The sequence below is a fragment of the Comamonas sp. Tr-654 genome, assembly GCF_011752915.1.
Lineage (GTDB): Bacteria > Pseudomonadota > Gammaproteobacteria > Burkholderiales > Burkholderiaceae_C > Comamonas.
The window spans coordinates 18996-40060 of sequence record NZ_VWWQ01000001.1 but is presented as its reverse complement, the minus strand read 5'-3'; the positions used below and the strand labels follow the sequence as shown (position 1 = coordinate 40060).

The 21065-nt window shown below is 62.5% G+C and carries 16 protein-coding genes; 8 read left to right on the top strand and 8 right to left on the bottom strand.

Annotated features, from left to right (window positions below; genetic code table 11):
- Positions 1-66: 66 nt before the first annotated feature.
- A complete protein-coding gene (locus F3J24_RS00180) occupies positions 67-1344 on the bottom strand; it encodes a hypothetical protein (protein ID WP_167001685.1) in 1278 nt (425 codons plus the stop codon).
- A gap of 133 nt (positions 1345-1477) precedes the next feature.
- Here F3J24_RS00180 and F3J24_RS00175 point away from each other — a divergent pair, with 133 nt between their 5' ends.
- From F3J24_RS00175 to argA, 3 genes are all read left to right on the top strand, one after another.
- A complete protein-coding gene (locus F3J24_RS00175) occupies positions 1478-2671 on the top strand; it encodes an MFS transporter (protein WP_167001683.1) in 1194 nt (397 codons plus the stop codon).
- A 419-nt stretch (positions 2672-3090) separates the two neighbouring features.
- Positions 3091-3549 (top strand): SRPBCC domain-containing protein, encoded by a 459-nt coding sequence (locus F3J24_RS00165; RefSeq protein WP_167001681.1) that lies wholly within the window; start codon positions 3091-3093, stop codon positions 3547-3549.
- Positions 3550-3832: 283 nt separating this feature from the next.
- The gene (gene argA / locus F3J24_RS00160) at positions 3833-5179 is read left to right on the top strand and encodes an amino-acid N-acetyltransferase (protein WP_167001679.1); all 1347 of its coding nucleotides are present in this window, start codon (positions 3833-3835) and stop codon (positions 5177-5179) included.
- A gap of 133 nt (positions 5180-5312) precedes the next feature.
- On the opposite strand, the gene F3J24_RS00155 is transcribed toward argA, so the two are convergent.
- A complete protein-coding gene (locus F3J24_RS00155; protein ID WP_167001677.1) occupies positions 5313-6128 on the bottom strand; it encodes a helix-turn-helix domain-containing protein in 816 nt (271 codons plus the stop codon).
- A 269-nt stretch (positions 6129-6397) separates the two neighbouring features.
- Between F3J24_RS00155 and F3J24_RS00150 the strand changes: the two genes are divergently transcribed.
- Positions 6398-8089, top strand: a complete 1692-nt coding sequence (locus tag F3J24_RS00150) for a 2-isopropylmalate synthase (RefSeq protein ID WP_167001675.1) — start codon at positions 6398-6400, stop codon at positions 8087-8089.
- Positions 8090-8333: 244 nt separating this feature from the next.
- Entirely contained in the window at positions 8334-10727 is a 2394-nt protein-coding gene (locus F3J24_RS00145; protein ID WP_167001673.1) for an adenosylcobalamin-dependent ribonucleoside-diphosphate reductase, read from the top strand.
- Positions 10728-10908: 181 nt separating this feature from the next.
- Here F3J24_RS00145 and F3J24_RS00140 read toward each other — a convergent pair whose 3' ends face one another.
- Complete coding sequence (locus F3J24_RS00140) at positions 10909-11811, bottom strand: LysR family transcriptional regulator (protein ID WP_167001671.1); 903 nt, start codon at positions 11809-11811, stop codon at positions 10909-10911.
- A gap of 97 nt (positions 11812-11908) precedes the next feature.
- Here F3J24_RS00140 and F3J24_RS00135 point away from each other — a divergent pair, with 97 nt between their 5' ends.
- From F3J24_RS00135 to F3J24_RS00125, 3 genes are all read left to right on the top strand, one after another.
- Positions 11909-12391: a cupin domain-containing protein gene (locus F3J24_RS00135; protein WP_167001668.1), complete on the top strand. Its 483-nt coding sequence runs from the start codon at positions 11909-11911 to the stop codon at positions 12389-12391.
- Positions 12369-13154, top strand: coding sequence for a carboxymuconolactone decarboxylase family protein (locus tag F3J24_RS00130; protein WP_205244560.1), 786 nt, complete (start codon positions 12369-12371; stop codon positions 13152-13154). The genes F3J24_RS00135 and F3J24_RS00130 overlap by 23 nt, the downstream gene beginning before the upstream one ends.
- Before the next feature lie 125 nt (positions 13155-13279).
- Positions 13280-14329 carry an NAD(P)-dependent alcohol dehydrogenase gene (locus F3J24_RS00125; protein WP_167001666.1) on the top strand — a complete coding sequence of 350 codons (1050 nt, stop codon included), beginning with the start codon at positions 13280-13282 and terminating at the stop codon, positions 14327-14329.
- 115 nt (positions 14330-14444) lie between these two features.
- Here F3J24_RS00125 and F3J24_RS00120 read toward each other — a convergent pair whose 3' ends face one another.
- From F3J24_RS00120 to F3J24_RS00100, 5 genes are all read right to left on the bottom strand, one after another.
- Positions 14445-15887, bottom strand: a complete 1443-nt coding sequence (locus tag F3J24_RS00120) for a chloride channel protein (protein WP_167001664.1) — start codon at positions 15885-15887, stop codon at positions 14445-14447.
- Between the two features lie 188 nt (positions 15888-16075).
- Positions 16076-16432 carry a DUF3325 domain-containing protein gene (locus tag F3J24_RS00115; protein ID WP_167001662.1) on the bottom strand — a complete coding sequence of 119 codons (357 nt, stop codon included), beginning with the start codon at positions 16430-16432 and terminating at the stop codon, positions 16076-16078.
- Entirely contained in the window at positions 16429-16746 is a 318-nt protein-coding gene (locus tag F3J24_RS00110; protein ID WP_240154181.1) for a hypothetical protein, read from the bottom strand. The genes F3J24_RS00115 and F3J24_RS00110 overlap by 4 nt, the downstream gene beginning before the upstream one ends.
- The gene (locus F3J24_RS00105) at positions 16743-18389 is read right to left on the bottom strand and encodes a PepSY domain-containing protein (protein ID WP_167001661.1); all 1647 of its coding nucleotides are present in this window, start codon (positions 18387-18389) and stop codon (positions 16743-16745) included. Before F3J24_RS00105 ends, F3J24_RS00110 begins: the two co-directional genes overlap by 4 nt.
- Positions 18390-18399: 10 nt before the next feature.
- A complete protein-coding gene (locus tag F3J24_RS00100) occupies positions 18400-20937 on the bottom strand; it encodes a TonB-dependent siderophore receptor (RefSeq protein ID WP_240154180.1) in 2538 nt (845 codons plus the stop codon).
- Positions 20938-21065 lie beyond the last annotated feature (128 nt).

Genomic DNA, 21065 nt, shown 5'->3' with positions numbered 1-21065 from the left:
GTACAACACGCAAATCATCCAAAACGATAGCAGCAAGTGATTTCCATTCAACGCCATAAGCCATTTTCAGGGCTGAGTCCCGGCGGGCTTTTCCGTCTCGCAGTCCTGCTCGACGTTCTCGCTCATCAGCACACGCACCACCTTGCGGGCATCGGCATCGAAGACCGCGATATCGGGGCAGTAGCGGGCGCCCTGGGGCGTCTCGACCTTGCGGTAGCTTGCACCATAGGTCTTGAGAACCTGGGGTGGCTGACCGGGCCTGGGCTCGGCCAGCACCTGAACCTGGTTCTGGCCCATGGTGGCCGCAGGGTCGGCATCGCACCAGTCGGCAGCGGGCTCCTGCGCCAGACTCAGGTCGCTGCCGCGCTGGTACAGGCCGCTAGGCCAGCGCACATGGCCTTGTGCATAGGCCGGCATCTGATAGCAGGCCATGAGCTTGCCGCCCTTGCGCACTGGCAGCATATGGCTTTCGGCCTGCTCGACCAGCTCCGGCCCTGCGGGCTTCCAGGCATAGATGTCCACGCCATGGCTGCAGCAGCTGGCTCGCCATTCGCTGTAGATGCGCCTGGCCTTGCCATCGAAGGCGGGCGAGCTGATGTCCTGCAGGGACTGCGGCCCCAGCACCAGCTTCTGAGCTCCCGGGTCGTAGAGCCATGTGCGGTGCGCAATATTCGGCCCTGCAGGCAGATCCAGCGCCTGGGTCAGATCCGGCCAGCCGTCAAAATTCGCATCCACCCAGCGCGGCTGCACCAGCCAGCAACTGCCCACGGCATCGGTTGGCAGACTTTGTTTCAGACGTCCCTGCTCATAGACCTGGATGGCGGAAACCTGGAGATCCGTATGCTCGCCGCAGTCGGCCAGGGAGCGCAGCTTCTGATTCATCAGGAGGCGCAGCTCGTAATGCAGCGCATGGGAGAAGGCCGGGGGCTGGCGCAGCAGATTGAGCGGCCAGCGTCTTTTGCCATCCATGGACTGCCACTGGCCCTGCAGGCGCCGTGGCGCCATGCCCGGCAAAGCCGCCAGCGACCAGCGGCCCGAAGGCTTGGGGTCGCTTGCCCCCTCCATGGGCGTTTCCGTCAGCTGTCCGCTTGCCGAGCCTTCCAGATCAAGCGTGGCTCCGGGCCGATTGCAGGGCTCGTAGCAGTAGCTGCCGCCAACGGCACCGTCAAGCCGCCACAGCTCCAGCTTGACTGCCTTGCCGGCGATCTCGCCGCGATAGCTCGCCGACCAGACCACCGCTTCATGCGAGGTGTCTGCCGTCTCGGCATGCGCCATCGACGTAGAGCTCATGAGCGCCAAAGCAATGTTCAGGCCTGCAAAGCCGGTCGGGGATTTCAGCGTCATATCACTTCCATTTACTTCGATCACCAGGCTTGCATCTGCATCAAGCCCGCAGCAAACCCTTTAATGTGCGGCCAATATGAATGCTGCAAGATGTGACAAATCTGCGCACAAGCATGGGCAGCCAAAGCGATTTATGCAATCAGACAACAACACACAACAAAACCGCAACATGGGCCTGCTGGTCGCAGCCCAATCCCTGGGGGGAGCCTCTCCGCCCATCATCATCTCACTGGGCGGCCTGGTCGGGCAGCAGCTGTCGTCCAACCCCGCAGCGTCCACCCTGCCGGTCAGCATCTACCAACTCGGGCTGGCGCTATCCACCCTGCCTGCGGCCTGGATCATGAACCGCATGGGCCGCCGCGCGGCCTATGTGCTGGGCGCCATTCTGGGCGTGATCTCCGGCGTGGTCGCCGCACAAGGCATTGCGCACAGCGACTTCGTCACCTTCTGCATCGGCACGGCGCTGGCCGGCTTTTATGCGGCCTGCGTGCAGAGCTACCGCTTTGCCGCCACCGATATGGTGAGCGAGCCCGCGCAGCAGGCCAAGGCCATTTCGCGCGTGATGATCGGCGGTCTGATTGCCGCCATCATCGGCCCGCAGGTGGTGATCTGGACGCGCGACGCCATGCCTGCCACCCCGTTTGCCGGCAGCTTCTACAGCCAGGCGGCGCTGGCCCTGCTGGCCCTGCCTCTGCTCATGGGCCTGCGTCTGCCGCCACCTCAGAACAAGAAGGCTGTGGTCGGCGACGCCAGGCCTCTGGGGGAGATTGCCCGCACGCCTGAGTTCGTCGTGGCCTGCGCGGCCGGTGTGGTCAGCTACGGACTGATGGCGTTCCTGATGACCGCTGCGCCCATGGCCATGGTGGGCTGCGGCTACAGCGTGGGCGAAGCCGCCCTGGGCATCCAATGGCATGTGCTGGCGATGTTCGTGCCCAGCTTCTTCACCGGCAAGCTGATTGCGCGTTATGGCAAGCGGCCCGTGACCGCTCTGGGCCTGCTGATGATAGGCGCGGCCGGCGTACTGGCCTTGATGGGCCTGGACATCTTCCACTTCTGGGGCTCGCTGATTTTGCTGGGCGTGGGCTGGAACTTCGGCTTCATCGGCGCCACGGCGCTGCTGACCGAGTGCTACCGCCCTTCGGAGCGCGCCAAGGTGCAGGCACTCAACGACTTCCTGGTCTTCGGCACGGTGGCCGTGGCCTCGTTCGGATCGGGGCAGCTGCTGCACAGCGCCGGCTGGAACGGCATCAATATCGGCATGCTGCCGCTGGTGGCCGTCGTACTGGTGCTGCTCGGCCTGCACAGCCAGCGCAAAGCAAAGGCCTGAAGCTGCGCCGGTGTTTTATTGTCTTCAGAAGGCAATCAAAAATAGAAGCATCTACCGCATTGCTGACAATGAAATCAAGCAATTTCAGCATTGAAATCTATTCAGCAAAAGCGCTACAAGCTATTGTTTATATAGCACCACATTTTCTGCAAATGCGCTGAATGGGTGTTGCCTGAGGCCTGGGTCAACGCCCGCAGCAGACTCCAGTCAAGGCCCAAGATGGCACGCAGACCTGAAGCTCATAGACCGCGAAACCGTGTGGAGCAATCTGCCGCCGGCGAGGGGGGAAGTGTTCTCACGCCCCTGAGCCTGCGCTGCCTGTGCCTGCCGCGCCCAGCCTTGCCGGTGGAAATGCCACTTGGCCGGCGCCGATTTATCGATATCGTCGGGCCATCTGCATCCGCGAGGAGACCGAGGACATGGTGGACATCATTCATAGAATTGGTATCAGAGCGCCTATCAGCGATGTTTTCCAGGCAATCTCGTCCGTTGCAGGTATCGCCGGCTGGTGGACCAGGGAGATAAGCGCAATCGCGGGGCCCGAAGTCGCGATGAGCGCGCGCTTCACCGACCAGTCCGGTCGGGAGCTCGGGAAAATCGGTTTCGACCTCATCAGGCCGGAGGCGGAGCACAGCGTGCGCTGGCGCTTCACGGAGGGGCCCGAAGAATGGATAGGTACCGAGGCGACCTTTGAGCTGAGCCGCCAGGACGGGTACACCATCTTGCTGTTCGGCCACCGGAACTGGCGCGAAACGGTCGAGTTCACCGCCCACTGCAGCATGAAATGGGCCGTCTTCCTGCTCAGCCTCAGAGCTCTGGCCCAGACCGGCAAAGGCAATCCGTCTCCTCAAGATACCAAGATCGACAACTGGAACTAGCGCTCCAATGCACGACAGGCCCAGGCCCGTCACGGCCTGCAGGCCCGCGTCCGTAGCTGCCGCACATGGCTTTCCGCGCGGCCCCAGGAGCGGCTCCTGGGTACAAGTCGTCATTTTTTGAAAACATCGCGCCACAAAAGCCACAAACTGTGCGATCAGCGCGCATAAAACCACGCAGCAATTAGCTCAGGCGCGCTAGTAACCGCTACACTTTGCGCCGCAGGCCTGCGTAATACCGACGCAGGCCTTTTTTTCCCCGATTTCGAGGTTTTCGCGCACTGCCATGTCCACCGTCTTCAATTTCACCTTTGTTCCCTGGTTCCGGTCTGTGGCTCCCTATATCCACAAGTTCCGACACCAGACCTTTGTGGTGGGCCTGACCGGTGAAGCCATTGATGCGGGCAAGCTCAGCTCCATCGTCCAGGATCTGGCCATGATCCAGGCCATGGGCGTCAAGATCGTGCTGGTGCACGGCTTCCGCCCCCAGGTCAACGAGCAGCTTCGCCTCAAGGGCCAGGAGCCGCGTTACTACAACGGCATGCGCGTCACCGACTCCATTGCGCTGGACTGCGCCCAGGAAGCGGCCGGCCAGCTGCGCTATGAGATCGAAGCCGCCTTCAGCCAGGGACTGCCCAACACGCCCATGGCCGGCGCACGCGTGCGCGTGATTTCGGGCAATTTCCTCACAGCCCGTCCTGTGGGCATCGTCGACGGCGTGGATTTCATGCACTCCGGTCTGGTGCGCAAGGTCGACGTGGAGGGCATTCGCAGCGCCCTGGACTCCGAAGCCATGGTGCTTGTCTCGCCCTTCGGCTTCTCGCCCACGGGCGAGGCCTTCAACCTCAGCATGGAAGAAGTGGCCACCCGTGTGGCCATCGAGCTCAAGGCCGACAAGCTGCTGTTCCTGACTGAAGTGCCCGGAGTGCGCATGAACCCCAGCGGCCCGGCCGACGAGAACAACCCCATCGATACCGAGCTGCCGCTGGACGCTGCGCGCCGCCTGCTGGCCCAGCTCCCCCCTGCACAGCAGCCTACCGATGTGGGCTTTTATCTGCAGCACTGTGTGCGCGCCTGCGAGCATGGCGTCGAGCGCAGCCACATCCTGCCCTTTTCGACCGACGGAGCGCTGCTGCTGGAGATCTATGTGCACGACGGCATCGGCACCATGGTCATTGACGAAAAGCTCGAAGAACTGCGCGAGGCCACGATCGACGACGTGGGCGGCATCATTCAGCTGATCGAACCCTTCGAGCGCGACGGCACGCTGGTCAAGCGCGACCGCACCGAGATCGAACGCGACATCGCCAGTTACACCGTCATCGAACACGATGGCGTGATCTTCGGCTGTGCCGCCCTGCACCCCTATCTGGAAGCCAAGACCGCAGAAATGGCCGCCGTCACCGTCTCGCCCAAGAGCCAGGGCACGGGCGATGGCGAGAAGCTGCTCAAACGCATCGAACAGCGCGCCCGCGCCCTGGGCTGCGAAACCATGTTTGTGCTGACCACGCGAACCATGCACTGGTTCATTAAGCGCGGCTTTCAGCCCGTGGAGCCCGAATGGCTGCCCGAGGCCCGCAAGGCCAAGTACAACTGGGGCCGCAAGAGCCAGGTGCTGGTGAAGAAGCTCTGATCCGCTCCACTCTTGAAAATGGCTTCCAGCGCTTGATGAGAAAGCGTTGGAAGCTATTTTTTTGGAAGCAAGAAGATGTTGGAGTGGCAGAAACCGGCTACACAAGCAGCAGCTCTCGGCGCTGCATGAGCACCTAACGCAACGTTGCTCTGTCCGCCGTAGCTGCAAATTCCGACGGTGGACGGCCGAACTGCTTGCGGAAAGCCGCCGAATAGGCGCTATGGCTTTCATAGCCGCTTTCCAGCGCCACGGTGGTGATGGGCATGCCCTGCAACAACTGGGGGATGGAAGCCATCAGCCGCATCTGCTGATACCACCGACCCCAGTTCATCCCGGTGCTTTTCAGAAATCGACGATGCAGCGTCTTGGGCGTCAGCGCGTGCTGCCGGGCCAGGGCTTCCACCGTGGTGCGCTGCGCCGGTGCACTCAGCATGCTCTCGCAGATGCGTCGCATCAGCATGTCTTGCGGCCATGGCAGGTAATACGGCAATGGCGCCAGCATCTGCAACTCCTCCAGCAGCAGATCGCCCAGCAGCGCATCGCGCGGGCGATGCGGCCCCTGATGGGGCAAGTCGACAAGTGCCGCCATCAACTCCCTGACCAGTGGCGATACATGGAGCACGCAGTCCTGGGCCGGCAGGTGTGCCGACCATGCCTCCTCAATGAACAGGCCAAAGGCTCGCACCGCCGTGGTCGCCGTGATCCGGTGCAGCATGCCCGGGCGCAGCCACACTGCCGTCGTCGGCGGAACCAGCCATTGGCCGCCGGGGGACTCGACCAGCAACACGCCTTCCGAGGCATAGATGAGATGGCCGCGCGCGTGGCTGTGCTGTGGCACCACATGGCCGGGCGGATAGCGCTGCTCCACGCCCGTGACAGGCAGTGGCGAGGCCTGCGCATGCTGCAAATCCAGCGCATGCGCACCATGTTCTGGGGAGGAAAAACCCATGAGATGTCTAAATTTCTACAGCAAATGAATATCTATCGATAGAAGTCTATACCTCTGGCGACATAAAGTAGCAGCACTGCCTCCATCAAGCACCTTGCCGTGAAACACCGCCACCCGCTTCCGCTATGCCTACTGACTCTGACATCTGGTCGGGGTCCGTACGCACGCGCTTGCGCATGGTTCCTCTCCGGTCTCCCCAGACCCCGACCTTAGCCAGCCCAACCCGGGCAGGGAGACCAGATCATCGTTTCTACTACCCCAAGGTCTCTATGCTGGCTGATCCCTCTACCAAATACCGCGCATTTCCCGTTGTGGACCTGCCCAACCGCCAATGGCCTGACCGTACATTGACGCAGGCCCCCGTATGGCTGTCGACAGATTTGCGCGACGGCAATCAGGCTCTGTTCGAACCCATGAACCACGAGCGCAAGCTGCGGCTGTTCCAGGAGCTGGTCGCCATCGGTTTCAAGGAAATTGAAATCGGCTTTCCCTCCGCTTCCCAGACCGACTTCGACATCGTGCGCCACCTGATCGACGCGCAGCTGATTCCGCAGGACGTCACGCCCATGGTCATCACCCAGCTGCGCGAGGACCTGATTGCCACCACGGTGCGCAGCGTGAAGGGTGCGCGCCGCGTGATCGTGCACCTGTACAACGCCGTAGCCCCGGCGTTCCGCGAAATCGTCTTTGGCATGGAAGTGCCACAGATCATTGCCATGGTGGAGCACCATGTGCGCCACCTCAGGCAACTGACCGAGCAGCACCCCGAAACCGAATGGGTGCTGCAGTACTCCCCGGAAACCTTCTGCATGGCCGAGCTGGACGTTTCCCTGGCCGTTTGCAATGCCGCCATTGCCGCCTGGGATGCCGGTCCCGAACGCCCCATGATCATCAATCTGCCGACCACCGTGGAGGTTTCCACCGCCAATGTGTTTGCTGACCAGATCGAATGGATGGACCAGCGCCTGGCACGACGCGAACATGTCACGCTGTCGGTACACCCCCACAACGACAGAGGCACCGGAGTGGCCTGCGCAGAGCAGGCCCTGCTGGCCGGCGCCCAGCGTGTGGAGGGCTGCCTGTTTGGCAACGGAGAGCGCAGCGGCAATGTGGATCTGGTGACCCTGGCCCTGAACCTCTACACCCAGGGCATTGCCCCCGGCCTGGATTTTTCCGACATCGCCGCCGTAGCACGCATTGCCGAAGCCTCTACGGCCTTGCCCATCCACCCACGCCACCCTTATGTGGGCGATCTGGTGTTCACGGCATTCTCCGGGTCGCACCAGGATGCAATTGCCAAGGGCTTTGCAGTGCAAAAGCCTGATGCTCCCTGGCGCGTTCCCTATCTGCCCATAGACCCGCAGGACCTGGGACGCACCTACGACAGCATCGTGCGCGTCAACAGCCAGTCCGGCAAAGGCGGCATTGCCTTCCTGCTGCAAAAGGACTGGGGCATCACCATGCCAAGGCGCATGCAGATCGAATTCAGCGCCATCGTCCAGACCTGGGCCGACAGCAGCGAAACCGAGCTGAGCAGCGCGCAGATCTGGTCATTGTTCGAAGCCACCTATCTGCATGCCCATGCCCAGTCACCGGCCTTGCGCTACCAGGGCCACCGGCTGTTCGACAGCGATCAAGGTCAGGGTATCGAACTGCACTGGCACGATGCAGACGGACAGAGCAGGCAAAGCAGTGGCATGGGCAGCGGTCCTATTGCTGCCGCAGTGGCGGCGCTGGAGTTGCCGCTGCGCATCGACAGCTATGAAGAGCGCAGCCTGGGCAACGGCGCCGATGCCTGCGCGCTTGCCATCGTCGAAGCCGCCTGGCCTGGCGTGCCCGGCTCGCGGTTTGGCGTAGGCATGCATGCAAACATCGTCACTGCATCGGTGATGGCGGTCGTGAATGCCGCTGCGCGCTTTGAGGGCGAGGTGGTTCAGACCCACGCGCCCAACCCTCGCTAGGCCCTGCCCGAGCAGACGGGCTGCCGCATGCCAATCCCGGCCCTGTCGCCGGGTTTCAGTGACTGCCAGCGCATGGACTCCCCAGCCAAAGGGTCTGTCACAATTTTGGGACAGGCCCGGGCTGCCATCAGCAGCCTCCGGCCAGCTGGAGTCCCGCGGATGTTGCGCTGCGTCACGTCACTTCCAGGCGGTCTGCGCTACAAAGTCGAATTGCATTTGAACTGCATTTAGCATGAGGCATGCCATGAACACACTCCCTCCCCAGGCCATCAGCCAGGACGTCCTGGCCGAAAAATATCTGGCCGACGGCGAGCAGTCCGAACAAGACCTGTTTGCCCGCGTGGCACACGCCCTGGCCGCCGTTGAAAAGCCCGAGCTTCAAGCGCATTGGGAGCAAAAATTTCTGCTCAATCTGCAACTCGGCGCCATCGGTGCCGGCCGCATCATGGCGGCTGCGGGGCTGGACACCAAGGCCACCTTGATCAACTGCTTCGTACAGCCTGTCGCCGATGCCACCAATGGTTTTGACACCCAAGGAAACCCCGGCATCTACACGGCGCTGTCGCAGGCGGCCGAGACCATGCGCCGCGGCGGCGGCGTAGGTTATGACTTTTCCAATCTGCGCCCACGCGGTGCGCTGGTGCGCGGCACCAATTCGAATGCATCGGGGCCCTGCTCCTTCATCGATGTCTTCGATGCATCCTGCACCACGGTGGAGTCGGCGGGTGCACGACGCGGCGCCCAGATGGGCGTGCTGCGCATCGACCACCCCGATGTGCTGGAGTTCATCACCGCCAAGCGTCAAAAAGGCCGCTGGAACAATTTCAATGTCTCGGTCGGTGTGAGCAACGCCTTCATGCAGGCGGTCAGGGACGATGCCGAATGGGAGCTGGTCCATGTCGCCAGCCCCAGCGATGCACAGATACAGGCTGGAGCCCATCGCCGTGAAGACGGACTGTGGGTCTACCAAAGCCAGCCTGCGCGCACGCTCTGGGACGCCATCATGCAGTCGGCCTATGATTTTGCCGAGCCCGGCATTCTGTTCCTCGACAACATCAATGCCGACAACAACCTCTGGTATGCCGAGCAGATTGCCGCCACCAACCCCTGTGGAGAGCAACCCCTGCCGCCTTACGGCTGCTGCGATCTGGGCCCGGTCATACTCACGCGATTCGTGCGCGAACCATTCACACCGCAGGCCTTCTTCGACCTGGACGCCTTTCGCACCGCCGTCGCCGTTCAGGTGCGCATGCTGGACAACGTGCTGGATGCCACCGTCTGGCCCCTGCCCGAGCAGCAGCGCGAAGCGCAGCAAAAGCGCCGCATCGGCGTGGGTTTCACAGGGCTGGGCGATGCCTTGATTCTGCTGGGCCTGCATTACGCCAGCGATGAAGGCCTGCAACAGGCCGAGGCCATCGCCCGCAATATGCGTGATGCAGCGTATGCAGCCTCGGTGGAGCTGGCACGGGAAAAAGGCAGCTTCCCGCTGTTCAACGCCAAGCAGTATCTGAAAAGCGGCTTTGCCAAACGCCTTCCCAAGGAACTGCGTGCGGACATCAGAAAACATGGGCTGCGCAACAGCCATCTGCTGTCCATTGCCCCCACGGGCACGGTATCGCTGGCCTTCGCCGACAACGCGTCAAACGGCATCGAACCAGCCTTCTCGTGGACCTACACACGCAGAAAGCGCACAGCCGATGGCGGCGAGCAGTTCTACACCGTACAGGACCATGCCTACCGCCTGTACAAAGCCATGCACGGCGACGAGGCACCGCTGCCCGACTGCTTTGTCAGTGCGCTGGAGCTGAGCGCCAGCGAGCATGTGGCCATGATGCGCTGCGTCCAGCCCTTTATCGACACCTCGATATCCAAGACCGTCAACATCCCGGCCGACTATCCGTTCGAGGACTTCAAGCACCTCTATATGGAATGCTGGGAGGCCGGACTCAAGGGCTGTGCCACCTACCGCCCCAACGACACGCTGGGTGCAGTGCTCTCCACAGAATCTGCCTCAAAACCCTCTCAAACGCCCACCGATAAAGCGCAAGCCGCTATCAATTCCTCAGGCGCCAACGGCATGACCGCCGTGATAGAGCGCCGTCCCGAAGGGCCGCTCAATGCCGTGGTCGACAAGATCGAATACTTCACGCATGACGGCATAAGGCGTCTCTACCTCGTCGTCAGCTTCATGGTGGTCGATGGCGTGGAGCGTCCCATCGAGTTCTTCATGCCCGTGGGCCAGACCGGCGAGAGTCAGCAATGGATCACGGCCACCATGCGCAGCCTGAGCCTGGCCGCGCGTGGCGGTTTTCTCGACAAGGCCCTGGCCGATCTGCGCAAAGTGGCCTGGGACCGTGGCCCCGTGCGCTATGGCAACAGAACGCGCGAGGACGGCAGCCGCATCCCGCTCTGGCACGACAGCGAGGTGGCTCTGCTGGCCTATGCCATCCAGAGCATCATCGCCAACCGTGGCTTGCCCCAGCCTGCCCCCAGCACGGCAGCCACGCCGGCCGCCGCGCCCGAAGGCAATGGCTCGGTCAATGGCAAGAAATGTCCCGACTGTGGCGCTCACGCCATGATTCGCAAGGACGGCTGCGCGTTCTGCACGGCCTGCGGCTACGTAGGTGCTTGCGGCTAGCAGACAGTCCTGCAAACTGGCTGCTGGCGGACATGCTCCGCCAGCAGCGATCGCCCGCAGCGCGGCTGAGTGAAAGGAACGCTGGCTAGACCTCGCTCACCACGAGCATGGCGCTGCGCCCCCGCATCGTCCTTCCGCAACGCTGCCTGATCCCGGCATCGCCGTCGGCAAAGATGCAGTCTCACGCACCCTGGGCGCGGTAGCGCAAGGCCTCTATGACCAGAGCCAATGCTGGAGAGATCTGCCTTCTGTTGGCGTAGTAGAGGTGATATCCGGGAAATATGGGCCACCAGTCCTCCAGCACGGGGACCAGGCGCCCCTGATCGATATGTGGCTGAACCAGGTCTAGCGGCACATAAGCCATCCCCTGCCCGTCGAGCGCAGCCTGCAGCATGAGAAAGGTGTTGTTCAGGGTGACCTGACCGCTCACGCGCACGTTGACAGCCACTCCCGCCTTCTCGAACTCCCATGCATACAGCCCCCCGTATGTGGGCAGGCGCAGATTGATGCACCGATGGCTGGTCAGTTCATGCGGTGTTTGTGGCAAGGGCTGACCCCGCAGGTATTCGGGAGATGCGGCAACCGCCATACGCAAGTCCTCTGCAATGCGCACGGCAATCATGTCCTTGTCCACCCGGTCCCCGCTGCGGACACCGGCATCGAAGCCCTGGGCAGCGATATCGGTGAAGCCATAGTCCACGCTGAACTCCAGCTGCACATCCGGATATTCATCCAGCAGGGGCTTCAGCCGCGGCCACAGGATGGAGTGGATGGCATGGTCATGGGCCGTGATGCGCACAGTGCCAGCGGGTTTGTCGCGCAAGGCACTGAGCGCGCCCAGCTCCAGATCGATCTCGTCAAGACGCAAAGCCACGGTATCCAGCAGGCGCGCCCCGGCTTCGGTGGTGGAGACACTGCGCGTCGTGCGGGTCAGCAGACGTACTCCCAGGCGCTCTTCCAAGGCCAGCATGGTGTGGCTCAGCGCGGAACGCGACAAACCCAGCTGCGCCGCCGCACGCGTGAAGCTGCGCGCCCGGGCAACCGCAACGAAGGCGCGCAGGTCATTGAGATTTTCCTTGGACATTGGTGAATATCTTGCACAAGCAAATGCCAATTTTGCAGTCTTCTCAACCAATTCGGGTTTTTCTACAGTGGCGAAAACCTTGAACACAGGATTTGCCATGAAAAAGACACTCACCGGCATGCTCGCTTGCGCAGCCCTCAGCAGCGGCGTCGCCGCCCCCGAAGAAACCGTCTCGGGCACCGGCATCACACGTGCCGGCACACAGAACACCATGACCGGCCCCGAAGGGTTCTTTACAGGGCTGGTACGTGTAGACCCCTTGTTTGCGGCCAACGACGAGATCAATGTCTCCGGAGCCTATGTCACTTTCTCGCCCGGCGCGCGTTCGGCCTGGCACACACATCCCAAAGGGCAGTACCTCGTGGTGACCGCAGGCACGGGCCTGACACAGGAATGGGGAAAAGCCATCCAGGAGATCCGTCCCGGTGATGTAGTCTGGTGCCCACCAGGCGTCAGACACTGGCATGGAGCGGCCCCAGGGACAGCCATGACGCACCTGGCCGTAACCGGTGCCACGGCGGACGGCAGGAATGTGGAGTGGCTGGAGAAGGTCAGCGATGATCAATACAACGCCCGCTGAACCGGTCATGGCGCGGACGGCACGTCGCCAGGCTTTGACATGGAGCCTGGCCATGCTGCTGGGCTGCTCTGCTGCATATTCTCAGGAGGCTCTGAACATGGACGGTTCCGCCAAAGACACACTCTCGACGCGTCAGCAGGCCATCGTGCCCATCGGTGCCTTTGCAGCCGCCGGTGATATGGCTTCTCTGAATGCGGCATTGAACCGGGGGCTGGACGCTGGCCTGACGATCAGCGACATCAAGGAAATCCTGGTGCAGCTCTATGCCTATGCCGGCTTTCCACGCAGCCTCAATGCGCTGGGCGAATTCATGAAAACACTTGAAACACGCAAGCAGCGCGGCATCGAGGATTTGCCCGGCAGCAGCCCCAGCCGGACGATTCCGCAGGGCGATGCACTGCTGGCCGCCGGTACAGCCAACCAGACACGGTTGTCGGGCGCGGCCGTCTCGGGGCCGCTGTTCGACTTTGCACCCGCCGCAAACGAGTACCTGCGCACCCATCTGTTCGGCGACATCTTCGAACGTGACAACCTCGACTGGCAAAGCCGCGAGCTGGCCACCCTGGGCATGCTGTCCGCCCTGCCCGGGGCTGAGCCTCAGTTGCAGGCCCATATGCGCATCAGCATGAATGTGGGTCTGAGTGCCGAGCAGTTGCAGGAGCTTCCCCGGGCGCTCGCCACCCATGTCGACTCCGCTGCCGCAAGTCGTGCTGGCGATGCCCTGGCCCGGCACCTGGCAAGCCTGCAGGGCGACAGGCCCTGAAAACCGCTGCGACCGGATCGCCTGCCTGGGTCCTGCGATTCCCTCTGACCCCGGATTGACATCGGCATGCATTACCCTGGGTCCTTGTCCCGAGACGCATTTCACCACCACGAAAGGAGTTTGCCGTGATTGTCAAAGCTTACGGAGCCCATGGCGCCGACAAACCGCTGGAGTCACTGGATATCAGCCGGCGTGCCCCTGGTGCGCATGATGTGCAGATCGACATTGCATTCTGCGGAGTCTGCCATTCCGACCTCCATCAGGTTCGCTCGGAGTGGGCAGGAACCTTGTACCCCTGCGTGCCCGGCCATGAGATCGTGGGTCGTGTCGGCGCCGTCGGTGCCCATGTCTCGAAGTTCAAGGTCGGCGACCTCGTAGGTGTCGGCTGCATCGTCGATAGCTGTCAGCACTGCGGGGATTGCAATGAAGGCCTGGAGAACTACTGCGACCACATGGTCGGCACCTACAACGGCCCGACCTCAGATGCTCCGGGCCACACGCTGGGCGGCTATTCCCAGCAGGTCGTCGTGCACGAGCGCTATGTGCTTCGCGTGCGCCATCCTGCCGGGCAGCTGGCAGCGGTAGCGCCTCTGCTCTGCGCCGGCATCACCACCTACTCGCCACTGCGCCACTGGAAGGTGGGGCCGGGCCACAAGGTCGGGATCGTTGGAATCGGCGGCCTGGGTCATATGGGAATCAAACTGGCACACGCCATGGGTGCCCATGTGGTCGCATTCACCACTTCCGAGTCCAAACGTGAAGATGCCAAAGCCCTGGGTGCAGATGAAGTCGTCGTCTCACGCAATGACCGGGAAATGGCAGCACATGCCAAGAGCCTGGACTTCATACTCAACACGGTGGCGGCTCCGCATGAGCTGGATGCCTTTTTCGCCCTGCTCAAACGCGACGGCACGATGGCATTGGTGGGCGCACCTGCCACGCCGCATCCATCGCCCAATGTGTTCAATCTGATCATGAAGCGTCGCAGTCTGGCCGGCTCCATGATCGGAGGCATTCCCGAAACGCAGGAGATGCTGGACTTCTGTGCCGAGCATGGCATCGTCTCGGACATCGAGTTGATTCGTGCCGACGAGATCAACCACGCCTATGAACGCATGCTCAAGGGGGATGTGAAGTACCGCTTTGTCATCGACAATGCCAGCCTTGCTGCCTGACGCAACACCTTGAGCGGCAGCGCCAGCATCGCCCCGGACGGATGTTGCGACTCTCACGGACAGTCCGGGGCAATGACCTGTCGCACCTTGCCGGCCACACCGCGCCGGTTGCACCTCAGCAGGTCTTGCTCTCAGTGTCTGCCTTTGCCGGCCCGCAGGAGGGCTGCGTCTGCGCGGTCTCTGCCTTGGCCGTCGCAGGCTCGGGTTGCGGCCCCGGCTCGGGTTCAGGCTCCTTGGGCAAGGAGGCCCGCGCCACATGAAGCATGTGCAGGGCCAGCGATTCGTACAGCGGCCGTGCAATCATGCGCGAGATCATGCTGGCGATCATGGCCGATGCCATCAGGCTCAGCACCAGGGCGTGACCGTCCACCATCTCCATCACGATGATGAAAGCCGTCAGCGGCGCCTGGGTCACGGCTGCCAGAAAGGCGGCCATCCCCATTGCTATCAAGGCAGGAGCTATATCCGCAGTCCCAGCAAGCGATGCCACATTATTCCCCACACCTGCGCCAATCGACAGCGAGGGCGCGAAGATGCCGCCGGGCACGCCCACCCAGGCCGATAGCCAGGTGGCGATGAACTTGAGCGTGACATAGAACTCGGGCACGTCGGCCTCGCCCTGCAGCATATGCTTGACGGCCTCCGAACCCGCACCAAAGGTGGCACCGCCGGTGACCACGCCTATGACGGCAATCAGCAGGGCCAGCGCGGCGGCAAAGCGGATGGGAAAGCGCGACCTGAGCTTGTTGAGCCGCTCGGTGGACGAGGTCAGCGAATGGGTCATGAGCTTGGCGAACAGGCCGCCCAGCACGCCGCAGGTCAGCGCCACGGCCAGGCAAGGCAGCAGGTCGCGCCAGCCGAGTTCGGCCACGCGGATGCGACCAAAATAGCTCAGATTGCCGAAGACCGAGACCCCCATCAGACCGGCCAGCACAATCGCCGCGATGATGAGGCCGCTGGAGCGCGACTCCAGCTTGCGCGAGAGCTCCTCGATCGCAAACACCACCCCTGCCAGCGGCGCATTGAACGCTGCGGCAATACCTGCAGCGCCGCCAGCCACGAGCAAGGCATGGGTGTTGATGACGGACTTGGGGCCCAGCCAGCGCCGTGCCGAATGCATGACACCGGCAGCCACCTGCACCGACGGCCCTTCACGCCCTATCGACAGCCCCGCGAGAAATCCCGCGCTGGAGAGCACGATCTTGGCAAAAGACAGCCACAGCGACACAAAGCGCTTGCGCAAGCCGGCATCGACCGATGGCTCCAAGGTGGCAATCACCTGCGGTATGCCCGATCCACTGGCCCCCGGCGCCCATTTGCGCGTGGCCCAGACGGCGGCCGCCGTGATGGCGGGCATCCAGATCAGCACCAGCCAGCCGTTGACGCCGTGATAAATACTCTCGAAAAATCCGAACGCCGCTTCGGCCAGCAGCGTGAAAGCCACCACGCTCAGGCCTGCTGCCGCAGCATAGGCCAGCACTATTGTCCGCTCCAGCCAGCGCTTTCCGTCGCGCATCTCTTCATTGAGGTTGTGGAAGAAATCTGGCTCTTGCTGCATGGGCGGGCAATCGTTTCGGGGCGGCTGCAAAAATGGGCGAATACCCACATTCTGCGCCAGCTGCAGGGCTGCGCAGATTGGCAATGTCCACAACGGCCTGCATCGCAGGTGTACCGAATGGCGGCCCGAGTCTGGAATCTCCGCCAGAACCGGGCAGACCGCCCCGGTCTATCCCGGGGCGGCCGCTGTCATCGCATCGGTTCCGTCAGAATCGTCCATGCCAAGGCGGCCAGGCCGCCCATGACCGCAAGCACTCCGCCCTGCCTAGGCATATAGGCCAGCAGCCATGCGACGGCTAGCGCGGCCACACTCAGGCAGCCGAGCCAGACGACTATTCCCACCGCACCACCCCAGTAACCTGTGCAGAGCCATAGAGCCACCATCATCAGCGCCGCCCCCGTCACGCGCAGCAAGGCCCGCTGCACAGACCCGGGCTCACTCCGCGATAGGATCTGATGGCAATGCCTGTCCATGGCCTGGCTCAGCACCAGCATGCCTGCCAGACACAGCGCCAGAGCGCAGATCATCAACGGCCAGAAACTCATGCCATGCCTTTCAGCGCCTGCAGCGCGACCGCCATCACGGCAGCCGAGCCTGCCATCCATGCCGCCACCCTCGGCAGGCTGCGCACATGGAAGACCCAGACCGCCACTGCCGTGTAGAGCACAAAGCTGAGCAAGGTAGACAACAGGACGGCAGGTGCAGGCTGCATGGTACCGAGGGCCACAAGTGCATGGGCCAGCACGACACAAGCCAGCGCCGTGAGCGCATAGCCGCCCAGCGTTGCCATCAGCACGCGCAGCAGCATGGCCCAGCGATAGCGCCTGGTCTGTGCCTGGGTCATTGCTGCCGCCTTCATGTGAGACCTCCTGAGATCGCGCCGCGGGCCGCACGCGGCTGCCGCACGCTCTTGCTACACCGCGACTTTTCATGCCGCCATGCGCCCCAAGCCACCAGCAGGCCCAACCCCATGCAGGTCAACTCCACCCCGCCTCGCCGGCCGTCACCCTGCGCCAGATACAGCAGCAGATGCTGGCCTGTAGTGATGGCATTGAGCAGCGGCAAGCCCAGACATAGCAAGGCCAGAGCGCATAGCTGCTCGCGCCATGCCTTGTATGTGGTGCGCAGCAGTGCATGCAGCAGGCTCAATGCCCAGACGGCAAAGAACACACGGATTTCCCAGCCGGCGCGCAGCTCCAGCGCCAGCGGCAGCAGGCGGTTGCCGTAGAGATAGGCAATCGACGCCAGTGCCGAGCCTGCCAGCGCTGCCACATTGAGCGCGTCGATACAGCGGTACATGGAATGCGTTGCCACGCCCCATTCGTTACCGCTTTTTGCTCTACGCTTGACTGCAAACAGTATCGATCCGGAGGCAATCATCGCGGTGCCGATCAGACCCAGAACAAAATACAGCCACTTCATCGTCCAGCCACCAAAGGTGACCAGGTGCAGCGCGCTGATGACGGGATAGGTATCGCTTGCGAAACTACTGGACGGCGGATTGGCGGGCAGCTGCAGCAGTCGGCCGTCGACGGCATCGAAGGTCACCGAACTGGCGACATTGACCATTTGACGCGTCGCCGCCGTATCCGGCTTGCCTTCCATGAAACGCACCGTGGCCCTGCCCTGCTCGGGTCGCTGCACCAACACCTCCATCACAGGCTGCGCCAGCAAGGACTGCGCCTGCTGCGCGAGGCCGACAAGATCCGCACCGGCAACGGTAACGGCAGGCGCATCTGAAGCCGCTTTCACCTCGGGCGTGGCCTTCAGCTCGGACTCGTAGCGGCTGTAGGCCGAGCGCTCCTGACCATACAGGGATTGCAGCGGCCAGGGCATATAGCTGGTGTAGAAATGCGCGAGTCCGGTGTAGACGATCATGAACAGAAACGGCAGCGTGAGCACGGCCGATGCGTTGTGCGCATCCAGCCAGGAACGCTGCCCTTTGCCGGGCCGGAAGGTGAAGAAGTCCTGGAAGATGCGCCGGTGCACGATCACGCCCGAGACCAGCGCCACCATCATGCACATCGAGACCAGTCCCACCACCCAGAAGCCCGCGATACCGCCCTGCAGAGAATAGTGAAAGGACATGAAATGCCGGCCGCCTTCGGTCTCGCGCGTGGTGGGTTCAGGCAAGGCTTCGCCCGTCCGCGCATGCAGGCTGGCCTGCACTTTGCTGCCCTGGGAACGCGAAAATACCTTGACGCCCTCACCGGTCTGCAGCGGCAGACCGATGCGCCAGATGCTGGCATCCGGCGCCGTCTTGCTCAGGTGCTGCTCGGCCAGCCGCAAGGCCTGCAGACGCTCGTCCAGAGAAAGCGGCTGCTGGCCGCTGCCCTCCAGAGGCGCACCCTGCATCCACAGCGTGATGGGTTCGCGGAACACGCTGATCGAGCCTGTCAGAAAGATGGCGCAGAGCAGCCAGCCGCACACCAGACCGCACCAGGTGTGCAGCCATGACATGGTCTGGCGAAGTCCGGGCTGAGATGCTGGCTTGCCGCTCATGTCAGCCCACTCAGAATGCGCCACGCAAGGTCAGCAGCACGCTGCGCGGCTCGCCATACCAGTTGCCGCTGCCCGAGGTCCCAACCGTCTTGTAGTAAGTCTTGTCGAACAGATTGTGCACATTGAGTGCAGCCGACCAGTTGCGATTGATGCGATATTGCACGCTGGCGCCCCAGACCGCGTAGCCGGCCTGAGTGAAGCGGAAGGGAACGGCATCGCCATCGTATTGGCCGGACGCCGGGTTGTAGCTGTTGGCCGTGCCGCTGACATAGGTGGCGCTTTGCAGCGTCACGCCACCGCCCAACGTCCATGGCGAGAGCTGGCCCTGCAATTGATACGTGCTCCACAGCTTGAACAGGTGCTTGGGGGTGATGGAGCTATAGACCAGCTGCGACGGGTCGGTCTTGTTGCGATTGTGGTTATAGGTATAGCCGGCAAACAGCTGCCAGCCCTGCGCCAGCTGGCCAGTAACTTCCATGTCCAGGCCCTGGCTGATGATCTTGCCCTGGGCCACATAGCAGCAGCTCAGGCCCAGGTTGCCGACATCGGTTTCCGGATAGCGCGGATCACGCACCGCCTGGCCCTTGCGCTCTATCCGGTAGAGGGCAAACGCAGTATTGAGCTTGCCCTCGGCGAGCTCTCCCTTCACGCCCAGCTCGTAGCTGCGGCCCTTGATCGGGTCCAGCGCAGCGCCTGGTGCCGGCCCGGCCAGCATATTGGCCTGCGACTTGTGGATCTCGGTCACGCTGCCATAGGCCGTCCACTGCTTGCCCAGGTCATAGACCAGGCCCGCATAGGGAGTGAAGATGCCGCTTTCGCTGTAGTATTCGCGACCGCTGGCCCGAACGCTGCCATCGGCGTTGTAGTTGATGTATGGGGTGTCGTAGGAGTAGCTGGCATAACGCCCTCCGACAATGGCGGTGAGCTGATCCGTCAGGCTCAGGTTGGCACGACCATAGAAGCCTTTTTGCGTGGCACCGTAGCCGGGATAGCTGCGTGTCTTGCGCTCGCTTGCAGCCGGGGGAATTCTGCCGGGATCGAACTCGTAGACATTGGTCAGCGAAAGCGGCGTGTCCATCTCGGAGTAATAAGTGTCCTGATCGTCACGCACCTTGCTCCAGTCCGCACCGATCAGCAGCCGGTGCTTGCGGCCGAACAACGAGACCGGGCCGCTGGCATGCACATCCAGGCTTTTTTTCTCCGAACGAAAATCGTTGGAAAAGCCGGTCCAGTTGGCGCCCAGACCTGTGGCCGGATCGACAGCCCCGCTGAGGCTGGCCAGCCGCGCATCGCTGTCCACTTTCTGATAATTGACTTGAGCCTTGAGCTTCCAGTCGCCCGCCAGTTGCTGGTCGAGCTGCGCAAAAACTTCCTTGGCGCTCTTGTCGTAGTGGCTCCAGCCTGCCATCAGTGCGGTTTTGCGGGACAGCTTCAGATCGTCGCCATTGGCGGCACGCGGCAGTCCCTCGCGCCAGGGAGTGGCCTTGAGCTTGTCATAGCTGGCTCCCAGGCTTACACGCGTGGAGCTGGTCACATCGGCTTCCAGAATGCCGTAGAGCAGGCTGTTTTGCGAATCGGCGCCGCGATAGAAAAAGTTCTTGTCCGAATGCGCGAGCACGGCACGACCACGCAGGCTCCCTGCTTCATTCAACGGACCCGCAACATCCAGCTCGGCCTGTTTGCGATTCCAGCTGCCGATGCCCACCGAGCCCAGAATCTGCTTTTGCGCTGTGGGACGTTTGCGCACCAGATTGATGGCACCACCAGGCTCCCCATTGCCGCTGAACAGGCCATTGGCACCGCGCACCACCTGCACACTGTCATACATGGCCAGATTGGGGTCGAACAGCTGCTGACTGAACGCGTCAACACTGGCACCGTCGATCTGCACGTTGCTGATCTCGAAGCCTCGCGACAGAAATTTGGTGGCCGCACCGCCCAGCCCGCCCGCACCGCCATAGTCCACCGTCACGCCGGTGGTCTGCTGCATCACTTCCCCCACATTGCTCAAGGCCTGGTCTTCAATGCGCTGGCGCGTCACCACCGAGATCGACTGTGGTGTCTCGCGGATGTCCTGCCCTTTGCCCAGGGACACATATGAGGCGGCATACGAGCCGCTGCCCTCTGTGGCTTCGCGTTCAGCCTGGGCAGTCACCGTCACCTCGCCCAGCATGCCGGTCTGGCTGCTGTGGCGACGCACGGTGATGGCAGCCCCGACTGGGACCGCCTCCAGCCCGCTCCCAGCCAGCGCCTTTGCCAATGCCTCGTTCAAGGTCTGAACGCCTTGCAGCGCCGGCGCCGTGCGGCCTTCCACCAAGGCTGCGTCGACCGAAACTGACACCCCCCAGGTGCGGGCCAGTGCATTCAATGCCTGTCCCAGGGGCTGCGCAGGCAAGCTCAGGCTGTGCGAGGTGGACATGGCCGTCTGGCTGCTGGCGCTCTGGGCATGAGCCGTCGGCAACACCGCCAGACCTGACCAGGCCAGGCAAACCATGGCACTGGCCAGAGCCACGCTGCGCAGACCGCTGCCATGCGAACCTGCAGCCATCCCCTCCCCTTGCCAAGAAGAAAAATGAGAGTGATTTCTTTTCATCAAATGCATCCTGTGAATTGCTTGTCTAAGTGCTTTCACAGTGAAGACGCATGAAACGGCTTGTACCGGACAAAAATTTTCAG

Bases quoted from the DNA above. Each gene is read 5' to 3' on its own strand.
- F3J24_RS00110 (WP_240154181.1), bottom strand. From the start codon at position 16,746: ATGAAGGCGGCAGCAATGACCCAGGCACAGACCAGGCGCTATCGCTGG.
- F3J24_RS00135 (WP_167001668.1), top strand. From the start codon at position 11,909: ATGAAAAAGACACTCACCGGCATGCTCGCTTGCGCAGCCCTCAGCAGC.
- F3J24_RS00105 (WP_167001661.1), bottom strand. From the start codon at position 18,389: ATGAGCGGCAAGCCAGCATCTCAGCCCGGACTTCGCCAGACCATGTCA.
- F3J24_RS00175 (WP_167001683.1), top strand. From the start codon at position 1,478: ATGCAATCAGACAACAACACACAACAAAACCGCAACATGGGCCTGCTG.
- F3J24_RS00180 (WP_167001685.1), bottom strand. From the start codon at position 1,344: ATGACGCTGAAATCCCCGACCGGCTTTGCAGGCCTGAACATTGCTTTG.
- F3J24_RS00165 (WP_167001681.1), top strand. From the start codon at position 3,091: ATGGTGGACATCATTCATAGAATTGGTATCAGAGCGCCTATCAGCGAT.
- argA (WP_167001679.1), top strand. From the start codon at position 3,833: ATGTCCACCGTCTTCAATTTCACCTTTGTTCCCTGGTTCCGGTCTGTG.
- F3J24_RS00130 (WP_205244560.1), top strand. From the start codon at position 12,369: ATGATCAATACAACGCCCGCTGAACCGGTCATGGCGCGGACGGCACGT.
- F3J24_RS00140 (WP_167001671.1), bottom strand. From the start codon at position 11,811: ATGTCCAAGGAAAATCTCAATGACCTGCGCGCCTTCGTTGCGGTTGCC.
- F3J24_RS00155 (WP_167001677.1), bottom strand. From the start codon at position 6,128: ATGGGTTTTTCCTCCCCAGAACATGGTGCGCATGCGCTGGATTTGCAG.
- F3J24_RS00145 (WP_167001673.1), top strand. From the start codon at position 8,334: ATGAACACACTCCCTCCCCAGGCCATCAGCCAGGACGTCCTGGCCGAA.
- F3J24_RS00100 (WP_240154180.1), bottom strand. From the start codon at position 20,937: ATGGCTGCAGGTTCGCATGGCAGCGGTCTGCGCAGCGTGGCTCTGGCC.
- F3J24_RS00120 (WP_167001664.1), bottom strand. From the start codon at position 15,887: ATGCAGCAAGAGCCAGATTTCTTCCACAACCTCAATGAAGAGATGCGC.
- F3J24_RS00115 (WP_167001662.1), bottom strand. From the start codon at position 16,432: ATGAGTTTCTGGCCGTTGATGATCTGCGCTCTGGCGCTGTGTCTGGCA.
- F3J24_RS00150 (WP_167001675.1), top strand. From the start codon at position 6,398: ATGCTGGCTGATCCCTCTACCAAATACCGCGCATTTCCCGTTGTGGAC.